The organism is Psychrobacter sp. UBA6291 (genome assembly GCF_002439405.1).
Lineage (GTDB): Bacteria > Pseudomonadota > Gammaproteobacteria > Pseudomonadales > Moraxellaceae > Psychrobacter > Psychrobacter faecalis.
Genome location: NZ_DJUD01000014.1, coordinates 18,361 through 37,689 on the forward strand (window position 1 = coordinate 18,361; position 19,329 = coordinate 37,689).

Here is a 19,329-nt window from a genome sequence, read left to right on the forward strand (position 1 = left end):
TAGACTAATGTTTTTTATTTGAGGATTGAGGGATGTTAAAACGAATTGCAGTGTTGATGTGTGTGTTCGCTATAGCGGGATGTAGTGAACCTGAGCCACAGGTGATAGATTTAGATAAGGCAGCTGCTGATGCAGGTCTGTCTCTTGAAGACTATGAAGTACATGAAAACGGGGCGATTGAGATTAATTCGCAGGTTGAGAATGAACCCATTCAAGACAAGACCTTTGGTATAACGCCTGATGAGTTTGGTAGCCGTTTGAGTGCTGAAGCGAAAGAAGTAGGGTTAGGTGATATCGCTGTCGATAAATTTAGCGTGACCGAAGGCTCTGTGAATGATGTCTTTAGCGAAAAAATAAGCGATGCTATCGCTATGAATGGCACTGTCGATAAGAATGGTGAACTGAAATCAGTCACGTTTATAATGGGTCAAACAGAAAATGGCGACACTGAAATCATGAATATGATGATGATGGCTGGATTGTCAGCCCGCGCTATTAGCCCCAATCAGCCCAAAGAGCAGTCCGCTGGTGTTTTAACTGAAGTAGTCGTTGATGCTGTGAAGCAGTTCGGTGAGAAGGGTGATGGTGAAGCTAGCAAAATAGTCGGTGATATTAAGTATAGTTCATTGGCAAATAGTCAGTTAGGGATTTGGGCTGTTATTGAGTCTGTATAGATATACGTTAAACTTTAGGTAACTACTATGAATATAGAATCTGATAGATGGATGACTCTGTGGCTTGATCATTTCTTTAAGCATGCTGAACTAGTGAACACGCTGCCACATGGCTGGTGTGTTTATCGTGAGCCTGTGGATTGGAATTAATTATTATCGCTATAATCTTTATAAGCTAATAATGCCAATCTCTTAGTTAATACAGTAGAGGTAGTAGTCCCGATTTTTAGAAACAAAAAAACCCCTGCTAAAAAGCAGGGGTTTTGGGATTGTACAATAGCTTGCTTGGGGCTGAATCCGCGCCACGATTACACGGCCGCCTTATTCGTCTCTACAGTACTATAGAGCTTATATCAGCGCTCCCAAGCAAATGTTATTATAACTTATCTAATAAAAAAAATGTTTAATTTATGGAGATAAAATATGGACCCATTTGCATTTGCAACAATCGTAAGCCTACTTGCTACTTTCCATTCTGGTAGAGAAGGTAAGAAAGACATAGAAGAATTTAAGAATTGGTTAAATGAAAATAATTATGGCTACATGACTGCGATAATTGACAACAATAAAAGCTTGCAACAAGACCTTACCTCTTTTATGAGCCAAAACCATGAGCAGATGATGGCGCAACTTTCTACCCTCAATGATCTTATGATAACAGTATCAAGTCGCATAGAAGGTTTAGGTAGTATTGCTGCAAGTTTTGATTCTAATAACGGGTTTTCCGAGCAGGCTATTGATGTGCTGAGGCAATTTGTTAAATCAGATGGTATCGAGATGCGTCACTTACAAACTTGGAATTATGAAGGACAATCTAATGCCTACTATTTAGATAATGGCGAAGTTGAATATAATGAACCGAGATTTATTGAAACAGATTTAGATAGTTTAGTAAATGCTGGTTTAATTACTTTAACGAGAGGATCAAAAGGGAGTGCTATATATAAAATCACTCGTCAAGCTGTTCGTTTCATAGACTTCATTGACAATAATTAATGAATTTATTTATTCGAAGCCAGTAATTCTAACTGTGAGGTCAAGCCGCTAGATTTACTATAGCTATGCGTCGCCTTGTCTACTGTCCATTTTAGCGCGTCTATTTCTGCTTTAAATCCTTGCAAGATAATAGGACTTTCGGTTGTAACAGCAGGGTAGGCGTAAGCGGTAGTGATACTGAATTTTGCTTGCTGTTCTTTTATGCGTTTTGACTCTGCTTGAGCCGCTGCATGAGCAGCATCTTTACTTTTATATGTACCTTTTAGTTTTTTAGTCTTACCTTTTTTACCTTTTGTATTCACCGTTTTACGCTTAGCCTCGCTTTTATCCTGATAACTCGCTGATACATTATCATAATCGGACTGCCTATCCTCTACGCTATAGCGAAACTGATCGCCGGTCTGACGGGTGATGAGAGTTATGTTTAGTACGTGACCACTAGCACTGATATTGCTATTGGCAGTAAATATAAGTAACTTGCCATGCTTGATATTTACCACCGCGCCGTATTGATGACATAGCCGCGTCAATAGATGAATGTCTGACTCATCGGTCTGGTCAACATGACCAACATTAATACTGACAAGCTCCGGTTTAATCGATAAAGTAAGCTGTTGTCGCTTGGCGACTGTTTCTGCAACCTCACCTAGTGTCTTATTATGATACGACTGGCTATGGCCAGACTTGAGTGATGACTTAAAGTCTGCAGACTTGGCGCGTATGCTAATAGTGTCCGGTGTCCCAGACCATTCGCTACTGTCTACGATATAGATACCCATATCGTGAATGCCTGCATCCTCAAATCCCATCCAGCACTGTAACTTTACCCCGCGCTTAGGCAGCGCCAATGCGCCATCGTGGTCATCCAGTGTCAGTGTCAGCTCATCAGCATCAAGGTTCTTGTTGTCCGTCACAGATAAAGTCATGATGCGCGCCATGACCTGATCGTTAAGTGGCTTGCTGTCAGCGGTCAGCTTTAGTACAGGTGTGCGTAACACGTCATACTCCTTGTGCTGGTGTGTTTGGCTCGTCTACTTTATCTGCTTGGATGCGGTCATCATCGATACGCACCAGCTTCATCGTGCCGTCTATCTTACGTGCCACACCTAGATTGGTGATATGGCTGCGTGTCTCTTCAATCGCAGTGATAGCAAACACGCCGTATATATAACCACTGCCATCTATTAGCACGTAGCCACTACCGCTGTCTGCCATCTCTGATAAGTCGTCGATAGATTGCCGATTGCCAAAGCCGTGTGACTGATAGATCATAAAGGGAATGGTCACCGTCTCCTCACCAGCACCGGTAAACTGGTGCTGGTCACGACCTTGGGCAATGGAGTTACTAGCATGAGTCCATGACCTGCTGCGCTGCAGCTCGCTGTATGTGATGGTGTCGACACTAAAGACGAACTGTCCTAAGGATAAAAGCATTACCATTGCTCCGCTAGATCGTAAAGTGCTGTGTTATTGTTGCTTTGGTTGCGTTGCTGTTTAGCCAACGTTGCGGCTACTAATTCAGCAATCTGCTGCTCTGACTGATGCGGCTGGGCATTTACAATAATAGTAATAGGCGCGGTGCTTTGGGATTGATTAGCATTACCGCCCATCATGGCTGAGGCGCTAATCGGTTTACGATTGTCAAAGCGAATCTCACTGGTGTCCATCGCATCGCGTAAGCTATCGCTTGTTTTGAGCATAGCTTGAACAGGGCTATTGTTTTTGAGTAGTCCATTATTGAGGCCTTGCATCATGAAATCACCATACCCGGCAAAGACACGACTAGGGGAGTGTATACCCATCAAGCCAGTAAATGCGCCTTTGATTCTACCTGCTACACCTTTGATACCTTCAACAACGGCTGTGGCTCTGCTCATAATGCCGTTTTTTAGACCTTGTAGCAGGTTTGCTCCATAGCTATAGAATGTTTCACTCAATCCTGACAGATATGTCCAAACCGCTGTAAATGCAGTCATAAAAAAACTAACGGGATTGAAGCTTGATAAAAAAGAATTTAGCGCTTGGATTCCAGCATTAAATATAGACTTGATCCACTCCCAAGCTGCTGAAACGCTAGCGGTAATCGCTGCCCACAGATTAATAAAAAACTCTTTAATAGGACCCCAGTTTCTATAAACAAGATATGCTGCTACTGCCAATAGAGTAATTGCAATAAGGATAGGGTTTGCCATCATTGCCATGCCAACTACTCTTATGATGTTTAGTAAAAACATCAAAGACTTTCCTATCAAAGCTACGGCAGACACTACCGCTTGGCCGACAAACCCAAATAACGACCACAACATCTTTAATGGAGCAAGTAAGCTACTAAATATCCCTGCAAACCCACCAAGCGTCGCAAATGACGCACGCAATAACGCCATAGGACCAAGTATTGTTAATAGTATTGCACCAAAGCTACCTATTACGACTGCACCAATCGCCAAGATAGCAAAGGTCTTGCCAAGCGTGGCCATCAACTCAGGATTGGTATTTGCCCATTCCGTCATTTTTTGTGTCATGGTTGTTATGCTTTGCAAAAATTCACGAATGCCATCCCTATTTGCATCAAACAGCGCTGTTCTGAAAGCATCAATTGCGCTAGTCGTACCCGCCCAGTCCCCTGATGTATTGTCTGACATAGTTTTCGCTAGTTTGCTTAACTCTCCGTTCGATCCTTCTAGGTCTTGAATAAGTGTTTGCAGTTCGCCACTACCTGCATATTCAACTAATTTTGTCATTGCGCCACTGGCATTAAGCCCTGAAATATCCGATAAAAATGTTGCTTGTTCGGCTGTACCTAAATTTTTGGTTTTATCATAGATATCTTTTAAGATGTCGGGCATCGAACGTAGATTACCATTTGCATCTTGGCTTTGAACGCCTAGTTCTTTCATAGCGTCCGATACAGGCTTAGGTAAGCTTGCTAAACGCTGCATAATAGCTCGTAGTGCAGTACCAGCTTCTGAAGCCTGAATACCAGAATCACCTAATTTACCTGACATACCTGCTAGCTGTTCCAAACTAACGCCCAATGCTGATGCACCAGGCGCAGCATACTTCATGGTTTCGCCTAGCATTGCTACATCTAAGTTGGCTCTAGTAAAGGCGGCGGATAGTACGTCTCCGACTTTTCCCATATCTTTCGTAGGATCAAGTTTCATCCCTGAAAGAATATTTGAGGCGATGTCTGCAGTTTGTGGTAAGTCCATTTCACCAGCTAGTGCTAAGTCGAGCATGCCTGGCATAGCGGCTTTAATAGCTTTAGGAGTGAAGCCAGCCATCGCTAAGAACGCCTGACCACTCGCGGCATCACTTGCAGTAAATGAGGTGGTTGCACCAAGTTTTTTGGCTTGCTCTGCTAGCGCTTTATATTCAGGACTGTTTTTATCCAACCTTGTGATTGCTTCTACTTTGCTTAATTTAGCTTCCAACTCAATACCTGGCGCAAGTAAGCGTGCTGCTCCATAAGTCGCTGCTGCACCACCAGCTGCGAGCTGGATTGACTTGTTGCGCATATCCCCCATCTGCTGTGACTGCTGCTGCGCGCGCCGAACACTATCCATACGTTGTCGCTGTTGATCCAACCGCCTATTGGCCTCCGCTATTTGATCGGCCAGGCGACTTTGATCCCTACCTAAGTTGCTGGTAGAGACGCCAGCAGACTCAAGCCGTTGCCTAAGTTGTGCTAATGACTGCCGCTGACCATCGACACTACGATCTAAGCGCTCGACACTGCGCTGGGCAGTATTGAACCGATTAATTAGGGTTTGGGATGGATTGTTTGTAGCCGCTATCTGTTGTCGCAGTGCTTCCATGCGTTGTTTAGCAGCTTGAAGTTTGCCGCTTGTCTCTGTCAGCTCACGGCTCATATCCTTAAATGCAGTGATACGATTTTGAGTGGCTTCCAGTTTTTTGACAGCATCACGCGCATCGTTGAACGCATTGACCGAGCGTGATACCTGCGACTCTATACCGCGCAGGGGCGCGGAAATATCATCGATCAACTTCAGTGTTGCGGATAGATCTAAGTTGTTCGCCATATAACGCGCCTATTAAAAGTTATTTATCCGTCTCACTACGCTTACGGGCCTTGTCGTGCCAATTCATCAGCTCATCAATATCCATATCTTCACAGTCAGACGGTCGCCAATGAAATACGACCGCCAAGTCTGCAATCACATCATCTACGCTGTGAGGGATGCCCCGGCTTTCGCGGCTTCTGCTTCCTGACGCGCCTTCGCTCTCTGATCCTTGCTGGCGAAAAAACCGACCACCGCTGTAGATAGGCTTAAAAAGTCAGTAGGGTCTAGGGCAGCAACTTCATGCTCTGCGAGTGGTGGGGTACTCACACGAGGTACGAGCTTGATAACGGTATCAACATCTAGTTTTAGCAGGTCAGATAAAGATAGACCACGCAATGCGCCAGTCTTGGGTTTATTGATATTAACTTGACTAATGGTTAAGTCGCCGCGTTGGATAGGATTATCAAACTCAACCGTTTCAATATCTGGATTGGTTGGCATTGGCGGTGGAGTAATAGCGTCTTTTTGTTTTAGTTCTTCGATGATAGTAGCTGAAGTATCTTTGCTCATAATATTTGTCCTGGTATGTGTGGTTGTTTTAATAAAAGTAGTGTTAAAAAAATTGGCCATGTTTGAATGGCAGTGAATCTGTTCATTGCCTGAAGATCGTCGCCTTGGTGAGCCGTCACCTCACCAACTAGCTAATCGCCATTTATCCAAACCCTGACGGTTGGCCAAAAGAGTTATAGACCTAACTTGGCGTTGATTTCGCCGGTCATGTCTTTGCCTGCGACGATGAATACACCATTCACAAAGTCGACTTCTAGTAGGGTAATGCCGTCATCAACAATCTTGAGATACGTCACACTATAGGTCAGTTCATGCTCGTTGATACTGCCAAGCTCGAGCTCGCCTAATGGTAAGTTGGTCACTGAACCGCGCATGTACACGTCTCGCACAACGTGAGTACAAGTGTCTTGACGCTCATAAGCACCGATGTAGCGAATAGGCAAGGCGTCAACGCCGCAATAAGCCAGCTGAGTGATATGCCGGGCATCGACACCTGTATAAGTAACGGTCGATTCCATCGCCTCAAAGCCCATATCCAACTTGATATCGCCAATCATACCGGCAGCCCGGTAGTCTTCAGTCTTTTTGACAATCTCAGGTAGGTTGATGGTTTTGGCTGTGCCGGCGTAGCTGTCGCCATCGACACGGACGTTAAAGTTTTTGAGTACTGCAGGCATCTGTTTTGCCATGTGAATGTTCCTTTTAGTCGTTTATGCTTATGCGCCCTGAGCGATGAGCTTGCCAAAGTCAACGAGATAGCGATCGGTAATGCGTTGATTTAAGCGCAGATTCTCAAGCGTTGGTACTGGTGTATAATCGTAGTCAACGTAGAGTAGGCCCTGGCTTAAATCCTGCTCGTTATTCAAGTCTTCGTTGTACCAGCAGCTGGCTCCAATTAACCAGCCTTTTGAGACGGTAGCGCGGAGCTTGGCATTGATTGAGTCGATGATATCTCGGACCAGTACGGGCGTAAGCGGCTGATCAATAAATGGGGCGCAGCCGTTGATAATCGTATCAAGCAACCACTGAGCCGTTAAAGTGCCAGTCTCAAAAGCAAAGCGCGGGTCTGATGAACAGGTGCGATTGCCCCAGAAACGGAATCCTTCATGCTGGATAACTGAGGTGACCTCATTAGCATTTAAGTAGCCAACTTCGGTATTAGGGTCCTCCAAATCCCATGTGCGAGGCTGCACGATACCATCGACACCCGGCACTGGAATATTAGAGATGGATTTGGTAAAGCTCGCAGGATAGCTCTCATCGATGAGCGTGCGCATTGCAAGGGCAGTGGCGATGATGGGGGTTATTTGGGTCATTCGGTATATCCTTAATTGGTTAGGAATAAAAATCGGTTTGCAGTACTCATGCCGATTACGTTCAGTTTTAAAGGTTCATCTACTGACTTTGTTGTGTCAGTTACAAGTACATGCTCAGCACCGTAACGCTCGCGCTGTAAGCGGTAACACAAGCGATTGTGGTCAGTCACATAAGCAAAAATAATGTCGCTATTGCCAATGTTGAACTTGCGCTTATCATCAAGCGACAAGCGTGGATTAGTGATATTGGGGTATAGTGTCAGCACGTTTTTAGCCACGCTTGAGTCATACCAATACAGCTTAGCTACGCCATTCTCGACGTATGCGATCGTTGGACGCATGTTCTGATCAAAGCTAAAGCTCATCTCAGTGACATCACCTGCAAACGCTAAGACTGCGACTGGCTCAGCACCGCTACGCTGTAGGTAAATAGCTTTACCTTTGACGTAGCCGTACCAGTAGTACTGCATAGGCTCACTGGTATCAGATAGGGCGATGCCACCAAGCTCCCAACACTTTGTCGCTGTCTGCGACTTATTGCGTGGTGGTAAAAACGAGGCACTATCAAGTTCAGTAAGCGTATTGTCGGGTAACATTACAATTCGCCCTCGTAACGACCCCAGCTGAATTCGAGTGGGATAGATAACGTATCTTTATTTGTTTTGGTTAATGGTGCGTCATCTGACACGCGCCCAAATCTAATTTGCACATTAAAAAATGCGTAATTTTGTCCTGTCGCAGCTCCAATAAACGTTGTTAAGGTGCGGAACGTTGTGTTTGCGGCGTTCAACCCTATAGAGCTAGTTATCACAAGTTTAGAGCTACCCGCCACGTATGTGCTATAAGTCACTGCTGTAGCTGCATCAACTTGACCTGTACTAGGAAATGTAGCTATTGCTACCAAATCACTTGTGGTGAATTTTAAATTTGAAGGGAAAATTAGAGCCGATGGAGATACCGAATTTGTATTATTGTTACCAACAAGCACAGGCCTAACTATCATGTTGTAAGGTACAGATCCTCCAGCACCATCCAAAATATTCACGACAAAAGATTTGTCAGTTGTATCAATTACTTTATAAATCTTATAATAAATATCTAGCGTCTCTCCTAGTTTGAGGCTAATAGACCCAGCGGCGCCCGAACTATCTTTAATCAAAGCACGAGTAGTTAAGTAGTAGTCGGTAGTACCGCCTTGACTGACTAGACCTACTTCACTGATATTTACATTGTCTAAATTTGTGAAACGATATTTTCTCTGCTCCCACATTTTGTAGAGACCATCACCTTCATCCACGTAGCTATAATTTGATGTGGTGTCAGAACCTGAAGCAATCGCAAGAAACGAATCAAGCTTGGTTTGCGTGATTGCAGGGGAGCTGTTACCGCTACCGATCGCGCAATTGGCATTCATATAGAGACCTTTACCACCGCCGAAGAAATCTAAACCTTGATTTAAGATTAGGTTTTTCTGATAACCGGTATCTATCTTGATATTGCCGTCTGCTTTGGTGACAACGCAGCGGACTTCTCCTGCTATTCCTAGGTGCATTTTTAAACCCCTTTCTTTAATGTAATGTCTAACGGCTTGACTGACGGCATATACGCATCACTGTCATATACGTTATGACTAATCAGTACCTGCTTGAGCGTGATATCTAGCGGCCTGGCGGATGGTATATAAGCATCATCGTCAATTGTTTTATCTTTCAAAATATGCCGTAAAGTAATATCTAATGGCTTAACTGTCGGCATATACGCGTCATTGTCGTCAATGTCTTTACGCATGAGTAGCGAGCGCAATGTTATGTCTAACGGTCTGATGCTAGGCTGGTACGCATCACTATCAATCGTTGTGTCTTTTAGTATCTGCTTGAGCGTGATGTTTAACGGCTTAACTGTGGGCTGATAAGCATCTTCTTTTTCGACCAGCGCAGGATATGGCTTACTTGCCCATAGCCGCCGTGTTACTTTCCCGCTGGAACACCCCATTCGCCATCAATAAGACAAAGCTCACGGTCACCGTAGGTGTCACGGTATGTCACGATTGCAGCCTTATCTGTGATTAATGCACCATCAGCGGTACGCGGAGATGCGTAGACAATACCACGGCGTTTTTTGGCGATAGATACGAGTTTAAGTACAACATCAGGCGTATCAATTTCTGGCGCCCCTAGGCGTTTGGGCATCAAACCAAAGCGAGAGGGGCATGTTAACAACACATCTAAGGTATCGACATCCAGTGGTTCGGTCATACGTAAGAGGACGATGGTAGGGTTGTGGATATCGCGTATCGCCTGAAGGCAATCGCGCAAAGTGCCATTAGTGCCTGCGTTATCAATATTGTCTTGTGTAATGCCAGTCAGCAGTACTGGGGTATCAGATGGATACATGATGTCATCCGCATCCGTGCTGGTGACGACTAGACCAATTACGCTGACATTGGCATTGCGCATAGGCATAATGCCTTGAGTTAGCTCTTGAGCTGATATGCCGTGATGAAATGCTGTCATAGTGTTTATCCTGTGAATTTATTGAATTAAGCGGTACGTAACCATTGAGCCACGACTTTAGAGGGCTGAATATTGTTGTGAGGTTGGTCACCGCCAGCAGATTCAGTCACCAAATTTCCCATACTGCTTGATTGGCTTTCGGTTGCAGGGCGTCCAGCCCCACCAATACCTCCTGTCCGGAAGCTAACAGGATGGGTATGGCTTGGAGCTTCATCAATTGTCAACTTATGCGTATTTGCGCCAAATTCATTGCCCATCGCTTTATAATCAGCAGGGTCAGATGCCTTGGTTGAAAAACCAACTAGCGTTCTGCCTTCCGCGAATCGCGTCCATGTACCGTAACCATGATGAGCTCGCACCGCTGCGGCATTAGTATGGTTAATAGTTGTTACATAGACATCGCCGACCTTGTATGCCTGCATAAATTCTTTTAACCAAAGGATGTTTTCTGCCAATTGTTTGGTTGCAAGGTTTGCATTACCCGAAGCACCGCCCAGTATTTTTTCCGTAGTTTCGACTTGATTGATGTCGTCATGCCACTGTGCGGTTAAACTCAGATTACTCATAATATTTACCTAGTTGTTATTGATAATAAGCTGTGCCATCGTATTTACTTTGTCCGTCGTAGCGGACTGAAACATTAGAAGGATCGTAGCGCTCCCAAAGATGACTGGTGTAAAGCTGATAGTGATCAGGTGCTGTATTACTAGGTGTGATATTGCCATTTAACCCTGCATAAATAGCAGGAAGACTAATATGAGGGTCATTATCATCGGTAGCTACAAGCTCAACACCTTGTAAACGTCGCCAAAATGTTGGAATGCCTAACAGTTGATCAAACAGAGGTTTAGGGCTTTCTGGCAAATGCGTCCAGTATTTATAACCAAACGGTACCAGCATTTGACAGACCATATTAAGTCTAGAATCAACCCAAGACTGAGTAGCTGTGACCACGTTGGCGTCAATAACTAAATTGACGTTAGGGTTATCAATACTGATAACGGCTTTGATACGGTAATCAACAGCGGCTGTAGAGCTGGCAACTGGCTTTTGCACCTCTGGCACTTGACCAACCCAAATTAAATCACCAGCATTATCAATCAGACCAATCTCACGAATAAACCAACCGCCTTGATCTTGTGGAACGATACAAGTAATCTCGTATTGTCCAGTGACTGACGTGGCTGCAACGCTCTCAACCGCACCTTGATAACGCTTACTAACCAGCACTTGTTGATCAAGCCGTTGGCTAAAGTCAACATTAACGCCTTGGCCCACGGCAAACTGGGTAATGCGCACAGGTGGGCTGCCAGCACTAGCAGCAGCGGCCAGTTTTTGTTGTCCAAGCGTGGTCAGTAAGAGCTGATATGTCATGGTGAGCCTTTTGTTTGTATTTATCTAAATTATGGTCGGAGGCCAGCACCGTTGTCAGGTGCTACCGGCATTAATACACGGTCAATAGCAGCGCCATCAAATACAATAACGTCGCCTAGTTTTTTGACAGTGAATAATTCAGATTTATCAGCAGTAATCTCGAGGGTGCGCTTTGGTGCAGTGGTGTAATCGACCAGATGCTCAGGCTTATGCAATGTATAAATATTAAGATTAGTCGCTATACCACTGACTACTTCGATATGCACTGAGTCCATGCGCGTACGTAATAGCGCTGGGTCAAAGATAATATCGATATCAGCACGCGCCTCGGCGTCATCAATAATTAAGGCTAAATGGCTAGCGGTAGCTATACCTGAATCTTCTAGCACTTTAAAATCAACGACAAACTTACCCGAATCATTGGCGATAGGGTTGGTGACGTGTTTAGTAACACCTTGGGGTTGTTGGTTATTTGGCATGGTCAATCCTTAGTTAGTGATAGTAATTTCAACGCCGACCGCGGGAACAGCATAGGCGGCGATAGTTGCATTAATACTGGTACCAAAATAAATATCGTAATGAGCAGACAAACGCTTAACGGCATCGACGACAGCTCGAACTTGGCGTACTGAATCAGTGATAACCCCGTTCATCGGATTTACTTCGATACTAAAAGTACCAGGCATTCCTTTCGGGCTTTTCTCAAACCATTCGATCACGTTGGTTTCATAGTTCATGACGGCAAGTGCCCGTTTTACGGCACCCAACGTACCTTTACGCTGATGGACCCAAACAGAGTTTTTGATCACGTTGCGCTGTGTCTCAATCGACCAAGCGTCATTCCACTCATCGACTGACCATGCGTAAGCTAAAAACGGTAAGTATTCGATAGGGCAGTTATCAGCATCCCAAATCAAATCAAAAGGCACATCTATCGATTCAAGATGCGCTGTCAGTGTGGCAAGCTCACGCTCAAGCGGTTTACTATTAGCCGGCAGCAAAGATAAATCAGTCATTGCTACTCACCGCTGTAATGTTGTGATTGGTGCAGTGTGCTACTTGTGAGACATCAACTAACACATCAGTCGCGGGGCTAATTAGCTCAATTCGACTGACGCCGTTTACATCCAGTGCGCCAATAATACGGCTAGTAGCAATGCGGCGACCAGGCTTAAACTCTGAGCGTAAGTAGGCGCGTAATGCTGCCAAGCCTTGCGCTAGTATGAGCTGTGGGCTAATACCTGCTTTAATATAAATAATCGCGTTAATCTCATAAGCTTTTGCTATGGCGCTATGCACACGCACCAAGTCGGTCAAAGGCCGTATATCATCAGCGGTAAGCGCGGCCACGACGTCATTGATGGCTGTTTGGCCAACGCCAACAGTCAGATCAGCTTGTTCAAGTACGTCGCCTTCAATTTGACCAGACAGGTAAACATCTACTTCAGTAGGAGCCGGGCTATGTACAGTGGCGTTAAACACTTCAGGGCTAGCAGATAGCGCGTGGAATAAATATGCTCCTGCGCTGCCAGCTTTTGTCTCGGCTTCGACTGACAAAGCCAAGCGATCACGATAATCGGTATCGGCTTCTAAAATCTCAGGCGTGACCGGATTGGTTGTTAAGTCTTCTACTTGTAAAACTTTGCGCTGGACACGGTAATAAGTGACACCTACATGATCCAAGTCAGCACCATTGGCATAAGCTAGCATTAGGCTACGCGCAGTTCGATTGATTTCACTCACTTTTATACTGTAGCGATAAGCCAGGACTTCCAATATCTTATTAACTGGTTCTGACTCTAATGCCAATGCCGCATGTATCGGGTGATTTACAGGGAATTTGGCGGCAAACTCGGCGCGAATTTCAAGCAACTCAGCTTCAGGCGAAATAGGCTTGATTAAATTTGGTGGTGGTAAGCCTTGTAAGTTAATAGCGGTAAATACGTTACTCATGTAGCGCCCCTTACCAGCGATAATGATGTAGTCAAAGTGGAACTGTCGGCACGTCGCATCTCAATTAAAGTATTCCAGCCGCTATTGATGCCATCATGAATCAAAGACAGGCTAACTTTGCTGACTTTAATCCTAGGCTCCCAGCGGATAAGAGCGGTTGCCGTGGCTGCCATCAACTTTAAACGCGTAGCGTCATTGGCTGGAGCGTCAATTAGAAAAGGTAGTAGACTGCCATATTCACGGCGCATCAATCGTGTGCCAATTGGCGTAGTCAAAATGTCATGTATCGATTGACGTAAATGCTCGTCTTGGTTTAATAATTCGCCGTTGGTTCGGGACATGCCCGTTGCGTGCATCATCATTGCGGCTGACCCGTACTTGATCCGCCAGATTCAACCCCGCTATGAGTATGCGCAGTTAGTTTTATGCCGTTGGCCGTTACTTCGTCAGACGCAGAGATTGACTTTCCGCAATCAATAGAACCGTTAACTTGCAAATCACCAGTCAGTGTGGCTGATGGCGTGTCCCATACAATGCTGGCCGCCGCTTGATTGGTGATTTGGCTGACATGCATGGTAAGCTGACTATTAACCACATCAATACTGCAAAAATCAGTGTCGTTATAACGGATGCGTATCTCATTAGGGTCGGTACTCGGACTAGGATTGTGATCGCTATATAAGCTGACAACCGGGATGGCATTAGCCAATTCACCGCTAGGCGATACGAGCAAAAATTGCTCACTCATACTAGGGCAACGCCATACACTAACCATACCAGCGGCAATAGTTGGTATCGATAGCCAGTCGGTCTCGTTATCACCAACTGCTAGACGCATTAAAGCAGCATCGGCGTCAATCTCTATGACGGTACCGATAGTGGCGATGTTATGTAGGCGGCGTTGGTGTTCTGCATTCATGGCTATAGTCTGCATTGCAGCAGAGGCAAGCGCACCAAGTGCTTAACCGTAAGTCCGATTTGCGGATATAAAAAAGCCCCGCTTGTGGACGGGGTTGAGGAAAGAGGACAGAACTTATTATTATATTTTTTCGATAATATCTACGATAAAAATCTCACCTTCAAAAAGTGTACCGTGTTCAAACTTATTACCATCAGGCTTATTTTCACACCAGTCTGAAAACTCTTGAAGCTTATCTACTGGAATATAATATTTATTACCTTCGTAATCTGTAGTGATCACCACATTCTTAGCTATCATAACCATACCTATTCATTCAATAAAAAATCTTTAATTTCATTAATGATTAACTTTCTATCCTCATCTGACCAACCGACAGTTTCACGTATTGGGTAACGCGTTGGCTTTGAGTTTTCATTAGGCTTAATGGTTTTACCATATTGGTGAACGGCCATCACTTCAGCGGTACGACCACTATACCCAATCTCAGCGTGGCGGCTGCTATAAGCAGTCTTTAACATCTTAGGTAAACGCTTAAACATTGCACCTTCACGAATACTACCAACCTGACTGCGCTTACGAGGTTTAAAGCGGCGGCCGTCTGGGTCTTTTTGTGCTTTGATACGGCGTTTCCATGCAGTACGCATCTTAGTAGAAAGTCGGCGGTTTAGTTTACGCTTTTGATTGTCATTCAACTGCTGGTTGATGCGGTTAAGCCAAGGCGCTAATTCGTCAAAGTTATCACTCATGGTCCGACCGCGTCAGCAATATCTTTGGTAACCCAGTTACCCAATGCATCAGCCCACACTTTGGGTGGACAGAGGTGATAGTCGCCGCTTTCGTTAATGACCAGTTTATCCATTAAACCAATATCAACCGTAAGATCATAAGTTTCGGCATCTATGATTTCACTGTCAAAATTCAAGTCTGGTACCGGATAGCCTTTTGATTCAAACCACTTACGAATGAACGTCATTAAGCTAAAAGGATCATTGTCACGGCAGTCAATAAATAAGAAGCGGGCGATATAGTTAATATCGCCGCTATTGGATGGCAGCTCACCATTCACTAAAAAAAGATGCACTTTGTCTGCGGTCAGTTGCGCTGCAAACTTGGCAAGTAAATCGTCTTTTAGCTGCTGCAGGTATTTCATGAAAGTTCAGCCGCGGCTGCTTCGAGCTGCTCAACAATACGACGTGACCAGCCTTTACCAAAAGCGCTCCAATTCCCAAGATCGGTAAAGAATTTTAATCGTTCAGCCAAGAACTTAAAGACAATTACATTGGCGGGTAAACGATTAACAGCCCCAATAGTTTGAGACCCAACAATACCATCGACTTGACGCCCTGTAATGCCTGCTGCCTTTTGCAAGAGCTTTATAGCGCGGTTAGGTCCGTGATTGTAAGCAGCGTCAAAGACTTGAATGGCAATGGTAGAATCAAACTTATCGCAGTGCGCTGCGTCCCAATAAGACTTTTTAGCCACTTCTTTGGCAAACGACTTCGGTAGGTTACGCATATTGCCATAATAGCCATGAGCGACCGCGACGCGCTTAGTGACACCGTACATCGTCTCGCCACCTGGGTCACGCGGGTGATTCACATAACCACCTTCGTTGACCATTAAGCGGTCAAACGCCTTATCAAAAGTAGTGTTATTAGTCATCACTAGCTCCTTTATTAAAAATACCATTCAAACGAGAATTAAAATCCTGTTCTCGCGTTTTCTTACTTTGTTTAATGAGTAAATACCATGACAAGTACATCGCGGCAACGAGTGCCAAACACCCAAAGCGTATAAACATATAACGGATAGGGAGTTTGTCACCGAGAATGCTAGTGTCATAAGCAAGATAGACAAAACAAACCAGTGCATAGCATGCCAATACACGAAATGCCCACCAGCCCACACTGTCATGGCATCGGGTACGCATTAGCATCCAAAACAACATGAGCGCAGCCAAAACCATTGCAGATATATTGATAATCACCATCATTTGCTGACTCCTAATAATTTAGCAGCCCAATCTGGCAGTAACTCCACCATTTTTTCTGACTTAACAACAGCAACGACTAGGCGTAAAAAGAAATAACCGATACCAGCCCAGAGAAAACTCACGAGTAAAACAACATCATCACTACTATTGATGTAACCCATTAGCTCCAGACTGCCACGAGTAAAAAATAATCCCGCACCAAATCCTAATAAAATATGGCCAAGGCTGGTCGCAGAGGGTGGAAACTTCTTGTCTTCACCAAAAGCTAGAAAACTACCAACCGTACCAATGATAGTTGCAACAAGCATCGATGGAGTAATGAAAGGGAGGGCAGTAAAAAAAGGGGTGTCGGCCTTGGCATGAGAGATGGTTAACAACATCCAAACAGCTATCGCAGCGAGCCAACCTAATGCACAACCTATACGCAGTAGCCAGACTTTTTTAGTTGTCGGTTTTTTCATATTAATCCCATAGTTTTATAGATGGTGCTGCAGCAACAGCATTATCGTTTGGCAAGATAACAACGGTACCAGTCGGCAATAGAGCTTGAGGCGTATATTCGGCATTACTCTCTATCAGTTTAGGTAGCATATCCATAGATCTGTGTGCGTATATGCGATAAGCGATGGCGTCAAGCGTATCGTTTTGTGTAGCGCGTATAGTCCGCTGATATTGATTAGTACTCATAAAAGTTTCACACGATTACGGCGGCGACCAGTCATATCGGCGATACAGTGACTGACAATACGACGTAAGCGGTCAGATTTTGTCAGCTGAACATCACCACTAATAGTGCCTTGGCTGGTCGTATCATAATCAACATAATTATCAGCGATGAGTGCGGCCGCTTCATTCATAATGGCGCGCTTATAGGTGCGCTCAAAGATATCAGTGCGGAGACGCTTTTCAGATAAGTGACGCTGCAAAGTGAGTAGACTAAAAAAGGAGGCAGGTAATTCGCCATTGATCGTGTCATAAGCATTGTCGATATAACCTGCGATACGGTCAGCGCCAAGCGTTTTATCAATCCGCATTAGCTGCACCATGTCTTCAGTACTAACTGAGGGCAGATGAGCGTAATGGTTAGGGACGTTTTTCGCTTGGACTTGCTGATTGATCAGCATGATATTACCTGCAGATAAAAGAAAAGCGGTAGTCACTTTGACGTTGGTATGATGCGATCAGCAAATAGCATTGTCTTAGTGAGCCGCTTCCCGGGTGGGGACGTTACTCTCCAGCTTTCTCAAGCTGGGTGAGGTCTTTTTTGCAGCCGACTTTGTCATCAAGCTTAATCGCAGTCTTGTAAGCGTGGATAGCATCGTCTGGCTTGGCATCTTTTAAGCTGTCACCAAGTACACGATATAGTTTGGCGCGGACTTGGTCTGGCATATCTTGTGCGGTCGTACTATCAATAGCTCGCTGAATCAAATCAGCATACACAGAGACATCATTATCTTTTTCGAGTGTCAATAATTCGTCAGCAAGCTGCTCAACGAATACAGTGGCCACATCACGGGTAAATGGCTCTGGCATCACAAAATCATTAAGTAATGCGTATTCGGCAATATCGATAGCAGTCTTAAACTCATGAGTGTCTAAGCACCAAACCATAAGCTTAACCAGCATGTCATCTTGACCACCGACGCCTTCAGCGATAGTGCCTTCAATCCATGGCATATAAAACGGTAGAAACTCTTTTTTAAGCTCTGTTTTATGATTGATGGATTGGATGTTTGATAGATGCTGATCATCGTTCCAAAACTTCAGCTCAATATTGCTACTAGCATCAGGATTGGTGTCGCCATCAGATGGTGCATCACTGATAGGAGTCGATTGACTGACCATCGTTGTACCGGTGCGACGACCCAGTACTTGAGCAGATAATCTCGGATCAGCGGTGGCAGCAGCAGCTTTCTTGGCAGCTTGAGTACGGACAAAGTGATTGCGCAGGGAGTTGGTTTTCATTTCTTAGCCTTCTATTACGATGTTTTCGATTAAGACCGTTTTGCTATAGTCTTCGACAACATAGCACTCGTTGACCGATTGATAATCAGTTGTACGATCCCATTGCGGCTCATCAATAATATGACGACGCATAGAGCCGCGTTGCTGATAGATAGATAGGTTGTCATGAGTAGTAATTAACAAGCCATTTGGTACAAAAAAGGCAGGCGTATCGACAGGCAAACTACCAAGTTGCTGACGTTGATAAAGTGCTTGCGCTGCTGTGGCCTCCACAGGCGACAAGTTCTGGTTCAATAGACCAACATACTTGTCAGAAACTAAGTTGCGGCTAGTAATAGCGGTTAAGCCATTGGCTTGACGATGTTGCTCGCCAATTAGCTCATTGATAGCCATTTCTACTAAGGCATCTAAGTTCTTAAACTCATGCGACGCACCAATCGTAATACCATCGATATGACGCTCTTCGTTGTAAGCTCGGATCTTCTCAAGCCAACCGATATTAACGTCTTGAAGCAAAGGATTGAGTTCACGGTTTGAGGTCTTGGCGCGATAGAGACCGTTAAAGCCAACGCGCTGCTTATCTTCAGCGACTATCTTGACCGCTAAATTTGCAAGCTTAGTCTGAAAGTCTGGTAAATAACCCCAGTTGTCGATAACTTCATACAGGTAAGCGATATCAGAGTTTGTCTGAGTACAAAGGTAATCATCGATTGCTTCAAGCGTACCCAAATGAGTAGGGCGGCGGGGCTGAATACGAGTGTCAGTAGTGCTAGCAGCAGACTGATTGCCACCAAGACCTAATTTCTGACCATGAGCTTGCTTGACGCCTTGAATGTTAATTTTGCCCAAAAAGTCCGTCATTTGACGGTAAACCTCAATGAGCTTTTGCTCAACTGCGGGAGCGATTGGAAAAGCAGCGGCGTAGTTTTGGGCGCCGTTAACACGGGCTACTTGCTGTTTGTACTGCTCAAGCTGTAGCGCCGTTTGCGGATCTAAAGTAAACATAAATATCCTTAATAATAGAGGTA

At 44.8% G+C, this 19,329-nt stretch carries 30 protein-coding genes; 2 read left to right on the forward strand and 28 right to left on the reverse strand.

The genetic code is table 11. The annotated features are described in order from the left end of the window. Positions 1 to 32 precede the first annotated feature (32 nt). Positions 33 to 674 carry a hypothetical protein gene (locus tag B3R91_RS01515; protein WP_286796097.1) on the forward strand — a complete coding sequence of 214 codons (642 nt, stop codon included), beginning with the start codon at positions 33 to 35 and terminating at the stop codon, positions 672 to 674. A 423-nt stretch (positions 675 to 1,097) separates the two neighbouring features. Further along, complete coding sequence (locus B3R91_RS01520) at positions 1,098 to 1,670, forward strand: hypothetical protein (RefSeq protein ID WP_286796099.1); 573 nt, start codon at positions 1,098 to 1,100, stop codon at positions 1,668 to 1,670. Between the two features lie 5 nt (positions 1,671 to 1,675). Here the strand turns inward: B3R91_RS01520 and B3R91_RS01525 are convergent, their stop codons facing one another. The 28 genes from B3R91_RS01525 to B3R91_RS01660 all read right to left on the reverse strand — a co-directional run bounded on the left by B3R91_RS01525 (position 1,676) and on the right by B3R91_RS01660 (position 19,306). Continuing rightward, positions 1,676 to 2,668: a contractile injection system protein, VgrG/Pvc8 family gene (locus B3R91_RS01525; RefSeq protein ID WP_286796101.1), complete on the reverse strand. Its 993-nt coding sequence runs from the start codon at positions 2,666 to 2,668 to the stop codon at positions 1,676 to 1,678. Between the two features lies 1 nt (position 2,669). Beyond that, positions 2,670 to 3,104: a phage tail protein gene (locus tag B3R91_RS01530; RefSeq protein WP_286796103.1), complete on the reverse strand. Its 435-nt coding sequence runs from the start codon at positions 3,102 to 3,104 to the stop codon at positions 2,670 to 2,672. Further along, positions 3,104 to 5,713 carry a phage tail tape measure protein gene (locus B3R91_RS01535; RefSeq protein WP_286796105.1) on the reverse strand — a complete coding sequence of 870 codons (2,610 nt, stop codon included), beginning with the start codon at positions 5,711 to 5,713 and terminating at the stop codon, positions 3,104 to 3,106. The genes B3R91_RS01530 and B3R91_RS01535 overlap by 1 nt, the downstream gene beginning before the upstream one ends. Positions 5,714 to 5,732: 19 nt before the next feature. Next, positions 5,733 to 5,852, reverse strand: a complete 120-nt coding sequence (locus B3R91_RS01540; RefSeq protein ID WP_349681526.1) for a GpE family phage tail protein — start codon at positions 5,850 to 5,852, stop codon at positions 5,733 to 5,735. A 5-nt stretch (positions 5,853 to 5,857) separates the two neighbouring features. Continuing rightward, the gene (locus B3R91_RS01545) at positions 5,858 to 6,265 is read right to left on the reverse strand and encodes a phage tail assembly protein (protein WP_286796107.1); all 408 of its coding nucleotides are present in this window, start codon (positions 6,263 to 6,265) and stop codon (positions 5,858 to 5,860) included. Between the two features lie 173 nt (positions 6,266 to 6,438). Next, positions 6,439 to 6,954, reverse strand: coding sequence for a phage major tail tube protein (locus B3R91_RS01550; protein ID WP_286796109.1), 516 nt, complete (start codon positions 6,952 to 6,954; stop codon positions 6,439 to 6,441). 27 nt (positions 6,955 to 6,981) lie between these two features. Further along, a complete protein-coding gene (locus B3R91_RS01555) occupies positions 6,982 to 7,581 on the reverse strand; it encodes a phage tail sheath C-terminal domain-containing protein (RefSeq protein ID WP_286796111.1) in 600 nt (199 codons plus the stop codon). Positions 7,582 to 7,592: 11 nt separating this feature from the next. After that, a complete protein-coding gene (locus B3R91_RS01560; protein WP_286796113.1) occupies positions 7,593 to 8,177 on the reverse strand; it encodes a hypothetical protein in 585 nt (194 codons plus the stop codon). Then, on the reverse strand, positions 8,177 to 9,133 hold the full coding sequence (locus tag B3R91_RS01565; protein WP_286796115.1) for a hypothetical protein: 957 nt from the start codon (positions 9,131 to 9,133) through the stop codon (positions 8,177 to 8,179). The genes B3R91_RS01560 and B3R91_RS01565 overlap by 1 nt, the downstream gene beginning before the upstream one ends. A 2-nt stretch (positions 9,134 to 9,135) precedes the next feature. Further along, entirely contained in the window at positions 9,136 to 9,573 is a 438-nt protein-coding gene (locus B3R91_RS01570; RefSeq protein ID WP_286796116.1) for a hypothetical protein, read from the reverse strand. After that, positions 9,549 to 10,094 carry a hypothetical protein gene (locus B3R91_RS01575; RefSeq protein WP_286796117.1) on the reverse strand — a complete coding sequence of 182 codons (546 nt, stop codon included), beginning with the start codon at positions 10,092 to 10,094 and terminating at the stop codon, positions 9,549 to 9,551. The genes B3R91_RS01570 and B3R91_RS01575 overlap by 25 nt, the downstream gene beginning before the upstream one ends. A 26-nt stretch (positions 10,095 to 10,120) precedes the next feature. Continuing rightward, positions 10,121 to 10,660, reverse strand: coding sequence for a phage baseplate protein (locus B3R91_RS01580; protein WP_286796119.1), 540 nt, complete (start codon positions 10,658 to 10,660; stop codon positions 10,121 to 10,123). Between the two features lie 16 nt (positions 10,661 to 10,676). Next, a complete protein-coding gene (locus B3R91_RS01585; protein ID WP_286796121.1) occupies positions 10,677 to 11,468 on the reverse strand; it encodes a phage tail protein in 792 nt (263 codons plus the stop codon). Between the two features lie 29 nt (positions 11,469 to 11,497). Continuing rightward, the gene (locus tag B3R91_RS01590; RefSeq protein ID WP_286796123.1) at positions 11,498 to 11,947 is read right to left on the reverse strand and encodes a hypothetical protein; all 450 of its coding nucleotides are present in this window, start codon (positions 11,945 to 11,947) and stop codon (positions 11,498 to 11,500) included. A gap of 9 nt (positions 11,948 to 11,956) precedes the next feature. Further along, positions 11,957 to 12,484 carry a phage tail protein I gene (locus B3R91_RS01595; protein ID WP_286796125.1) on the reverse strand — a complete coding sequence of 176 codons (528 nt, stop codon included), beginning with the start codon at positions 12,482 to 12,484 and terminating at the stop codon, positions 11,957 to 11,959. Beyond that, on the reverse strand, positions 12,477 to 13,421 hold the full coding sequence (locus B3R91_RS01600; protein ID WP_286796127.1) for a baseplate assembly protein: 945 nt from the start codon (positions 13,419 to 13,421) through the stop codon (positions 12,477 to 12,479). The genes B3R91_RS01595 and B3R91_RS01600 overlap by 8 nt, the downstream gene beginning before the upstream one ends. Then, complete coding sequence (locus tag B3R91_RS01605) at positions 13,418 to 13,783, reverse strand: GPW/gp25 family protein (RefSeq protein WP_286796129.1); 366 nt, start codon at positions 13,781 to 13,783, stop codon at positions 13,418 to 13,420. Before B3R91_RS01605 ends, B3R91_RS01600 begins: the two co-directional genes overlap by 4 nt. Beyond that, entirely contained in the window at positions 13,780 to 14,340 is a 561-nt protein-coding gene (locus B3R91_RS01610) for a phage baseplate assembly protein V (RefSeq protein ID WP_286796131.1), read from the reverse strand. The genes B3R91_RS01605 and B3R91_RS01610 overlap by 4 nt, the downstream gene beginning before the upstream one ends. A 120-nt stretch (positions 14,341 to 14,460) precedes the next feature. After that, entirely contained in the window at positions 14,461 to 14,640 is a 180-nt protein-coding gene (locus tag B3R91_RS01615) for a hypothetical protein (RefSeq protein ID WP_286796133.1), read from the reverse strand. A gap of 8 nt (positions 14,641 to 14,648) precedes the next feature. Continuing rightward, positions 14,649 to 15,089, reverse strand: a complete 441-nt coding sequence (locus B3R91_RS01620; protein ID WP_286796134.1) for a phage virion morphogenesis protein — start codon at positions 15,087 to 15,089, stop codon at positions 14,649 to 14,651. After that, positions 15,086 to 15,493, reverse strand: a complete 408-nt coding sequence (locus tag B3R91_RS01625; RefSeq protein WP_286796136.1) for a phage tail protein — start codon at positions 15,491 to 15,493, stop codon at positions 15,086 to 15,088. Before B3R91_RS01625 ends, B3R91_RS01620 begins: the two co-directional genes overlap by 4 nt. Then, complete coding sequence (locus B3R91_RS01630) at positions 15,490 to 16,005, reverse strand: glycoside hydrolase family 108 protein (protein WP_286796138.1); 516 nt, start codon at positions 16,003 to 16,005, stop codon at positions 15,490 to 15,492. The genes B3R91_RS01625 and B3R91_RS01630 overlap by 4 nt, the downstream gene beginning before the upstream one ends. Beyond that, complete coding sequence (locus B3R91_RS01635; RefSeq protein ID WP_286796140.1) at positions 15,998 to 16,336, reverse strand: hypothetical protein; 339 nt, start codon at positions 16,334 to 16,336, stop codon at positions 15,998 to 16,000. The genes B3R91_RS01630 and B3R91_RS01635 overlap by 8 nt, the downstream gene beginning before the upstream one ends. After that, positions 16,333 to 16,797, reverse strand: a complete 465-nt coding sequence (locus B3R91_RS01640; protein WP_286796142.1) for a hypothetical protein — start codon at positions 16,795 to 16,797, stop codon at positions 16,333 to 16,335. Before B3R91_RS01640 ends, B3R91_RS01635 begins: the two co-directional genes overlap by 4 nt. Before the next feature lies 1 nt (position 16,798). Next, positions 16,799 to 17,023, reverse strand: coding sequence for a tail protein X (locus tag B3R91_RS01645; RefSeq protein ID WP_286796143.1), 225 nt, complete (start codon positions 17,021 to 17,023; stop codon positions 16,799 to 16,801). Continuing rightward, positions 17,020 to 17,460, reverse strand: a complete 441-nt coding sequence (locus B3R91_RS01650; RefSeq protein WP_286796144.1) for a head completion/stabilization protein — start codon at positions 17,458 to 17,460, stop codon at positions 17,020 to 17,022. Before B3R91_RS01650 ends, B3R91_RS01645 begins: the two co-directional genes overlap by 4 nt. Before the next feature lie 103 nt (positions 17,461 to 17,563). Further along, positions 17,564 to 18,301, reverse strand: a complete 738-nt coding sequence (gene gpM, locus B3R91_RS01655; protein ID WP_286796146.1) for a phage terminase small subunit — start codon at positions 18,299 to 18,301, stop codon at positions 17,564 to 17,566. A 3-nt stretch (positions 18,302 to 18,304) separates the two neighbouring features. After that, positions 18,305 to 19,306 carry a P2 family phage major capsid protein gene (locus tag B3R91_RS01660; RefSeq protein WP_286796148.1) on the reverse strand — a complete coding sequence of 334 codons (1,002 nt, stop codon included), beginning with the start codon at positions 19,304 to 19,306 and terminating at the stop codon, positions 18,305 to 18,307. Positions 19,307 to 19,329: the final 23 nt, after the last annotated feature.

Excerpts from the sequence above, each read along its gene's own strand:
- B3R91_RS01515 (WP_286796097.1), top strand. The coding sequence starts at position 33 with ATGTTAAAACGAATTGCAGTGTTGATGTGTGTGTTCGCTATAGCGGGA.
- B3R91_RS01520 (WP_286796099.1), top strand. The coding sequence starts at position 1,098 with ATGGACCCATTTGCATTTGCAACAATCGTAAGCCTACTTGCTACTTTC.
- B3R91_RS01530 (WP_286796103.1), bottom strand. The coding sequence starts at position 3,104 with ATGCTTTTATCCTTAGGACAGTTCGTCTTTAGTGTCGACACCATCACA.
- B3R91_RS01535 (WP_286796105.1), bottom strand. The coding sequence starts at position 5,713 with ATGGCGAACAACTTAGATCTATCCGCAACACTGAAGTTGATCGATGAT.
- B3R91_RS01545 (WP_286796107.1), bottom strand. The coding sequence starts at position 6,265 with ATGAGCAAAGATACTTCAGCTACTATCATCGAAGAACTAAAACAAAAA.
- B3R91_RS01550 (WP_286796109.1), bottom strand. The coding sequence starts at position 6,954 with ATGGCAAAACAGATGCCTGCAGTACTCAAAAACTTTAACGTCCGTGTC.
- B3R91_RS01555 (WP_286796111.1), bottom strand. The coding sequence starts at position 7,581 with ATGACCCAAATAACCCCCATCATCGCCACTGCCCTTGCAATGCGCACG.
- B3R91_RS01560 (WP_286796113.1), bottom strand. The coding sequence starts at position 8,177 with ATGTTACCCGACAATACGCTTACTGAACTTGATAGTGCCTCGTTTTTA.
- B3R91_RS01565 (WP_286796115.1), bottom strand. The coding sequence starts at position 9,133 with ATGCACCTAGGAATAGCAGGAGAAGTCCGCTGCGTTGTCACCAAAGCA.
- B3R91_RS01570 (WP_286796116.1), bottom strand. The coding sequence starts at position 9,573 with ATGGGGTGTTCCAGCGGGAAAGTAACACGGCGGCTATGGGCAAGTAAG.
- B3R91_RS01575 (WP_286796117.1), bottom strand. The coding sequence starts at position 10,094 with ATGACAGCATTTCATCACGGCATATCAGCTCAAGAGCTAACTCAAGGC.
- B3R91_RS01580 (WP_286796119.1), bottom strand. The coding sequence starts at position 10,660 with ATGAGTAATCTGAGTTTAACCGCACAGTGGCATGACGACATCAATCAA.
- B3R91_RS01585 (WP_286796121.1), bottom strand. The coding sequence starts at position 11,468 with ATGACATATCAGCTCTTACTGACCACGCTTGGACAACAAAAACTGGCC.
- B3R91_RS01590 (WP_286796123.1), bottom strand. The coding sequence starts at position 11,947 with ATGCCAAATAACCAACAACCCCAAGGTGTTACTAAACACGTCACCAAC.
- B3R91_RS01595 (WP_286796125.1), bottom strand. The coding sequence starts at position 12,484 with ATGACTGATTTATCTTTGCTGCCGGCTAATAGTAAACCGCTTGAGCGT.
- B3R91_RS01600 (WP_286796127.1), bottom strand. The coding sequence starts at position 13,421 with ATGAGTAACGTATTTACCGCTATTAACTTACAAGGCTTACCACCACCA.
- B3R91_RS01605 (WP_286796129.1), bottom strand. The coding sequence starts at position 13,783 with ATGATGATGCACGCAACGGGCATGTCCCGAACCAACGGCGAATTATTA.
- B3R91_RS01610 (WP_286796131.1), bottom strand. The coding sequence starts at position 14,340 with ATGAATGCAGAACACCAACGCCGCCTACATAACATCGCCACTATCGGT.
- B3R91_RS01615 (WP_286796133.1), bottom strand. The coding sequence starts at position 14,640 with ATGATAGCTAAGAATGTGGTGATCACTACAGATTACGAAGGTAATAAA.
- B3R91_RS01620 (WP_286796134.1), bottom strand. The coding sequence starts at position 15,089 with ATGAGTGATAACTTTGACGAATTAGCGCCTTGGCTTAACCGCATCAAC.
- B3R91_RS01625 (WP_286796136.1), bottom strand. The coding sequence starts at position 15,493 with ATGAAATACCTGCAGCAGCTAAAAGACGATTTACTTGCCAAGTTTGCA.
- B3R91_RS01630 (WP_286796138.1), bottom strand. The coding sequence starts at position 16,005 with ATGACTAATAACACTACTTTTGATAAGGCGTTTGACCGCTTAATGGTC.
- B3R91_RS01635 (WP_286796140.1), bottom strand. The coding sequence starts at position 16,336 with ATGATGGTGATTATCAATATATCTGCAATGGTTTTGGCTGCGCTCATG.
- B3R91_RS01640 (WP_286796142.1), bottom strand. The coding sequence starts at position 16,797 with ATGAAAAAACCGACAACTAAAAAAGTCTGGCTACTGCGTATAGGTTGT.
- B3R91_RS01645 (WP_286796143.1), bottom strand. The coding sequence starts at position 17,023 with ATGAGTACTAATCAATATCAGCGGACTATACGCGCTACACAAAACGAT.
- B3R91_RS01650 (WP_286796144.1), bottom strand. The coding sequence starts at position 17,460 with ATGCTGATCAATCAGCAAGTCCAAGCGAAAAACGTCCCTAACCATTAC.
- gpM (WP_286796146.1), bottom strand. The coding sequence starts at position 18,301 with ATGAAAACCAACTCCCTGCGCAATCACTTTGTCCGTACTCAAGCTGCC.
- B3R91_RS01660 (WP_286796148.1), bottom strand. The coding sequence starts at position 19,306 with ATGTTTACTTTAGATCCGCAAACGGCGCTACAGCTTGAGCAGTACAAA.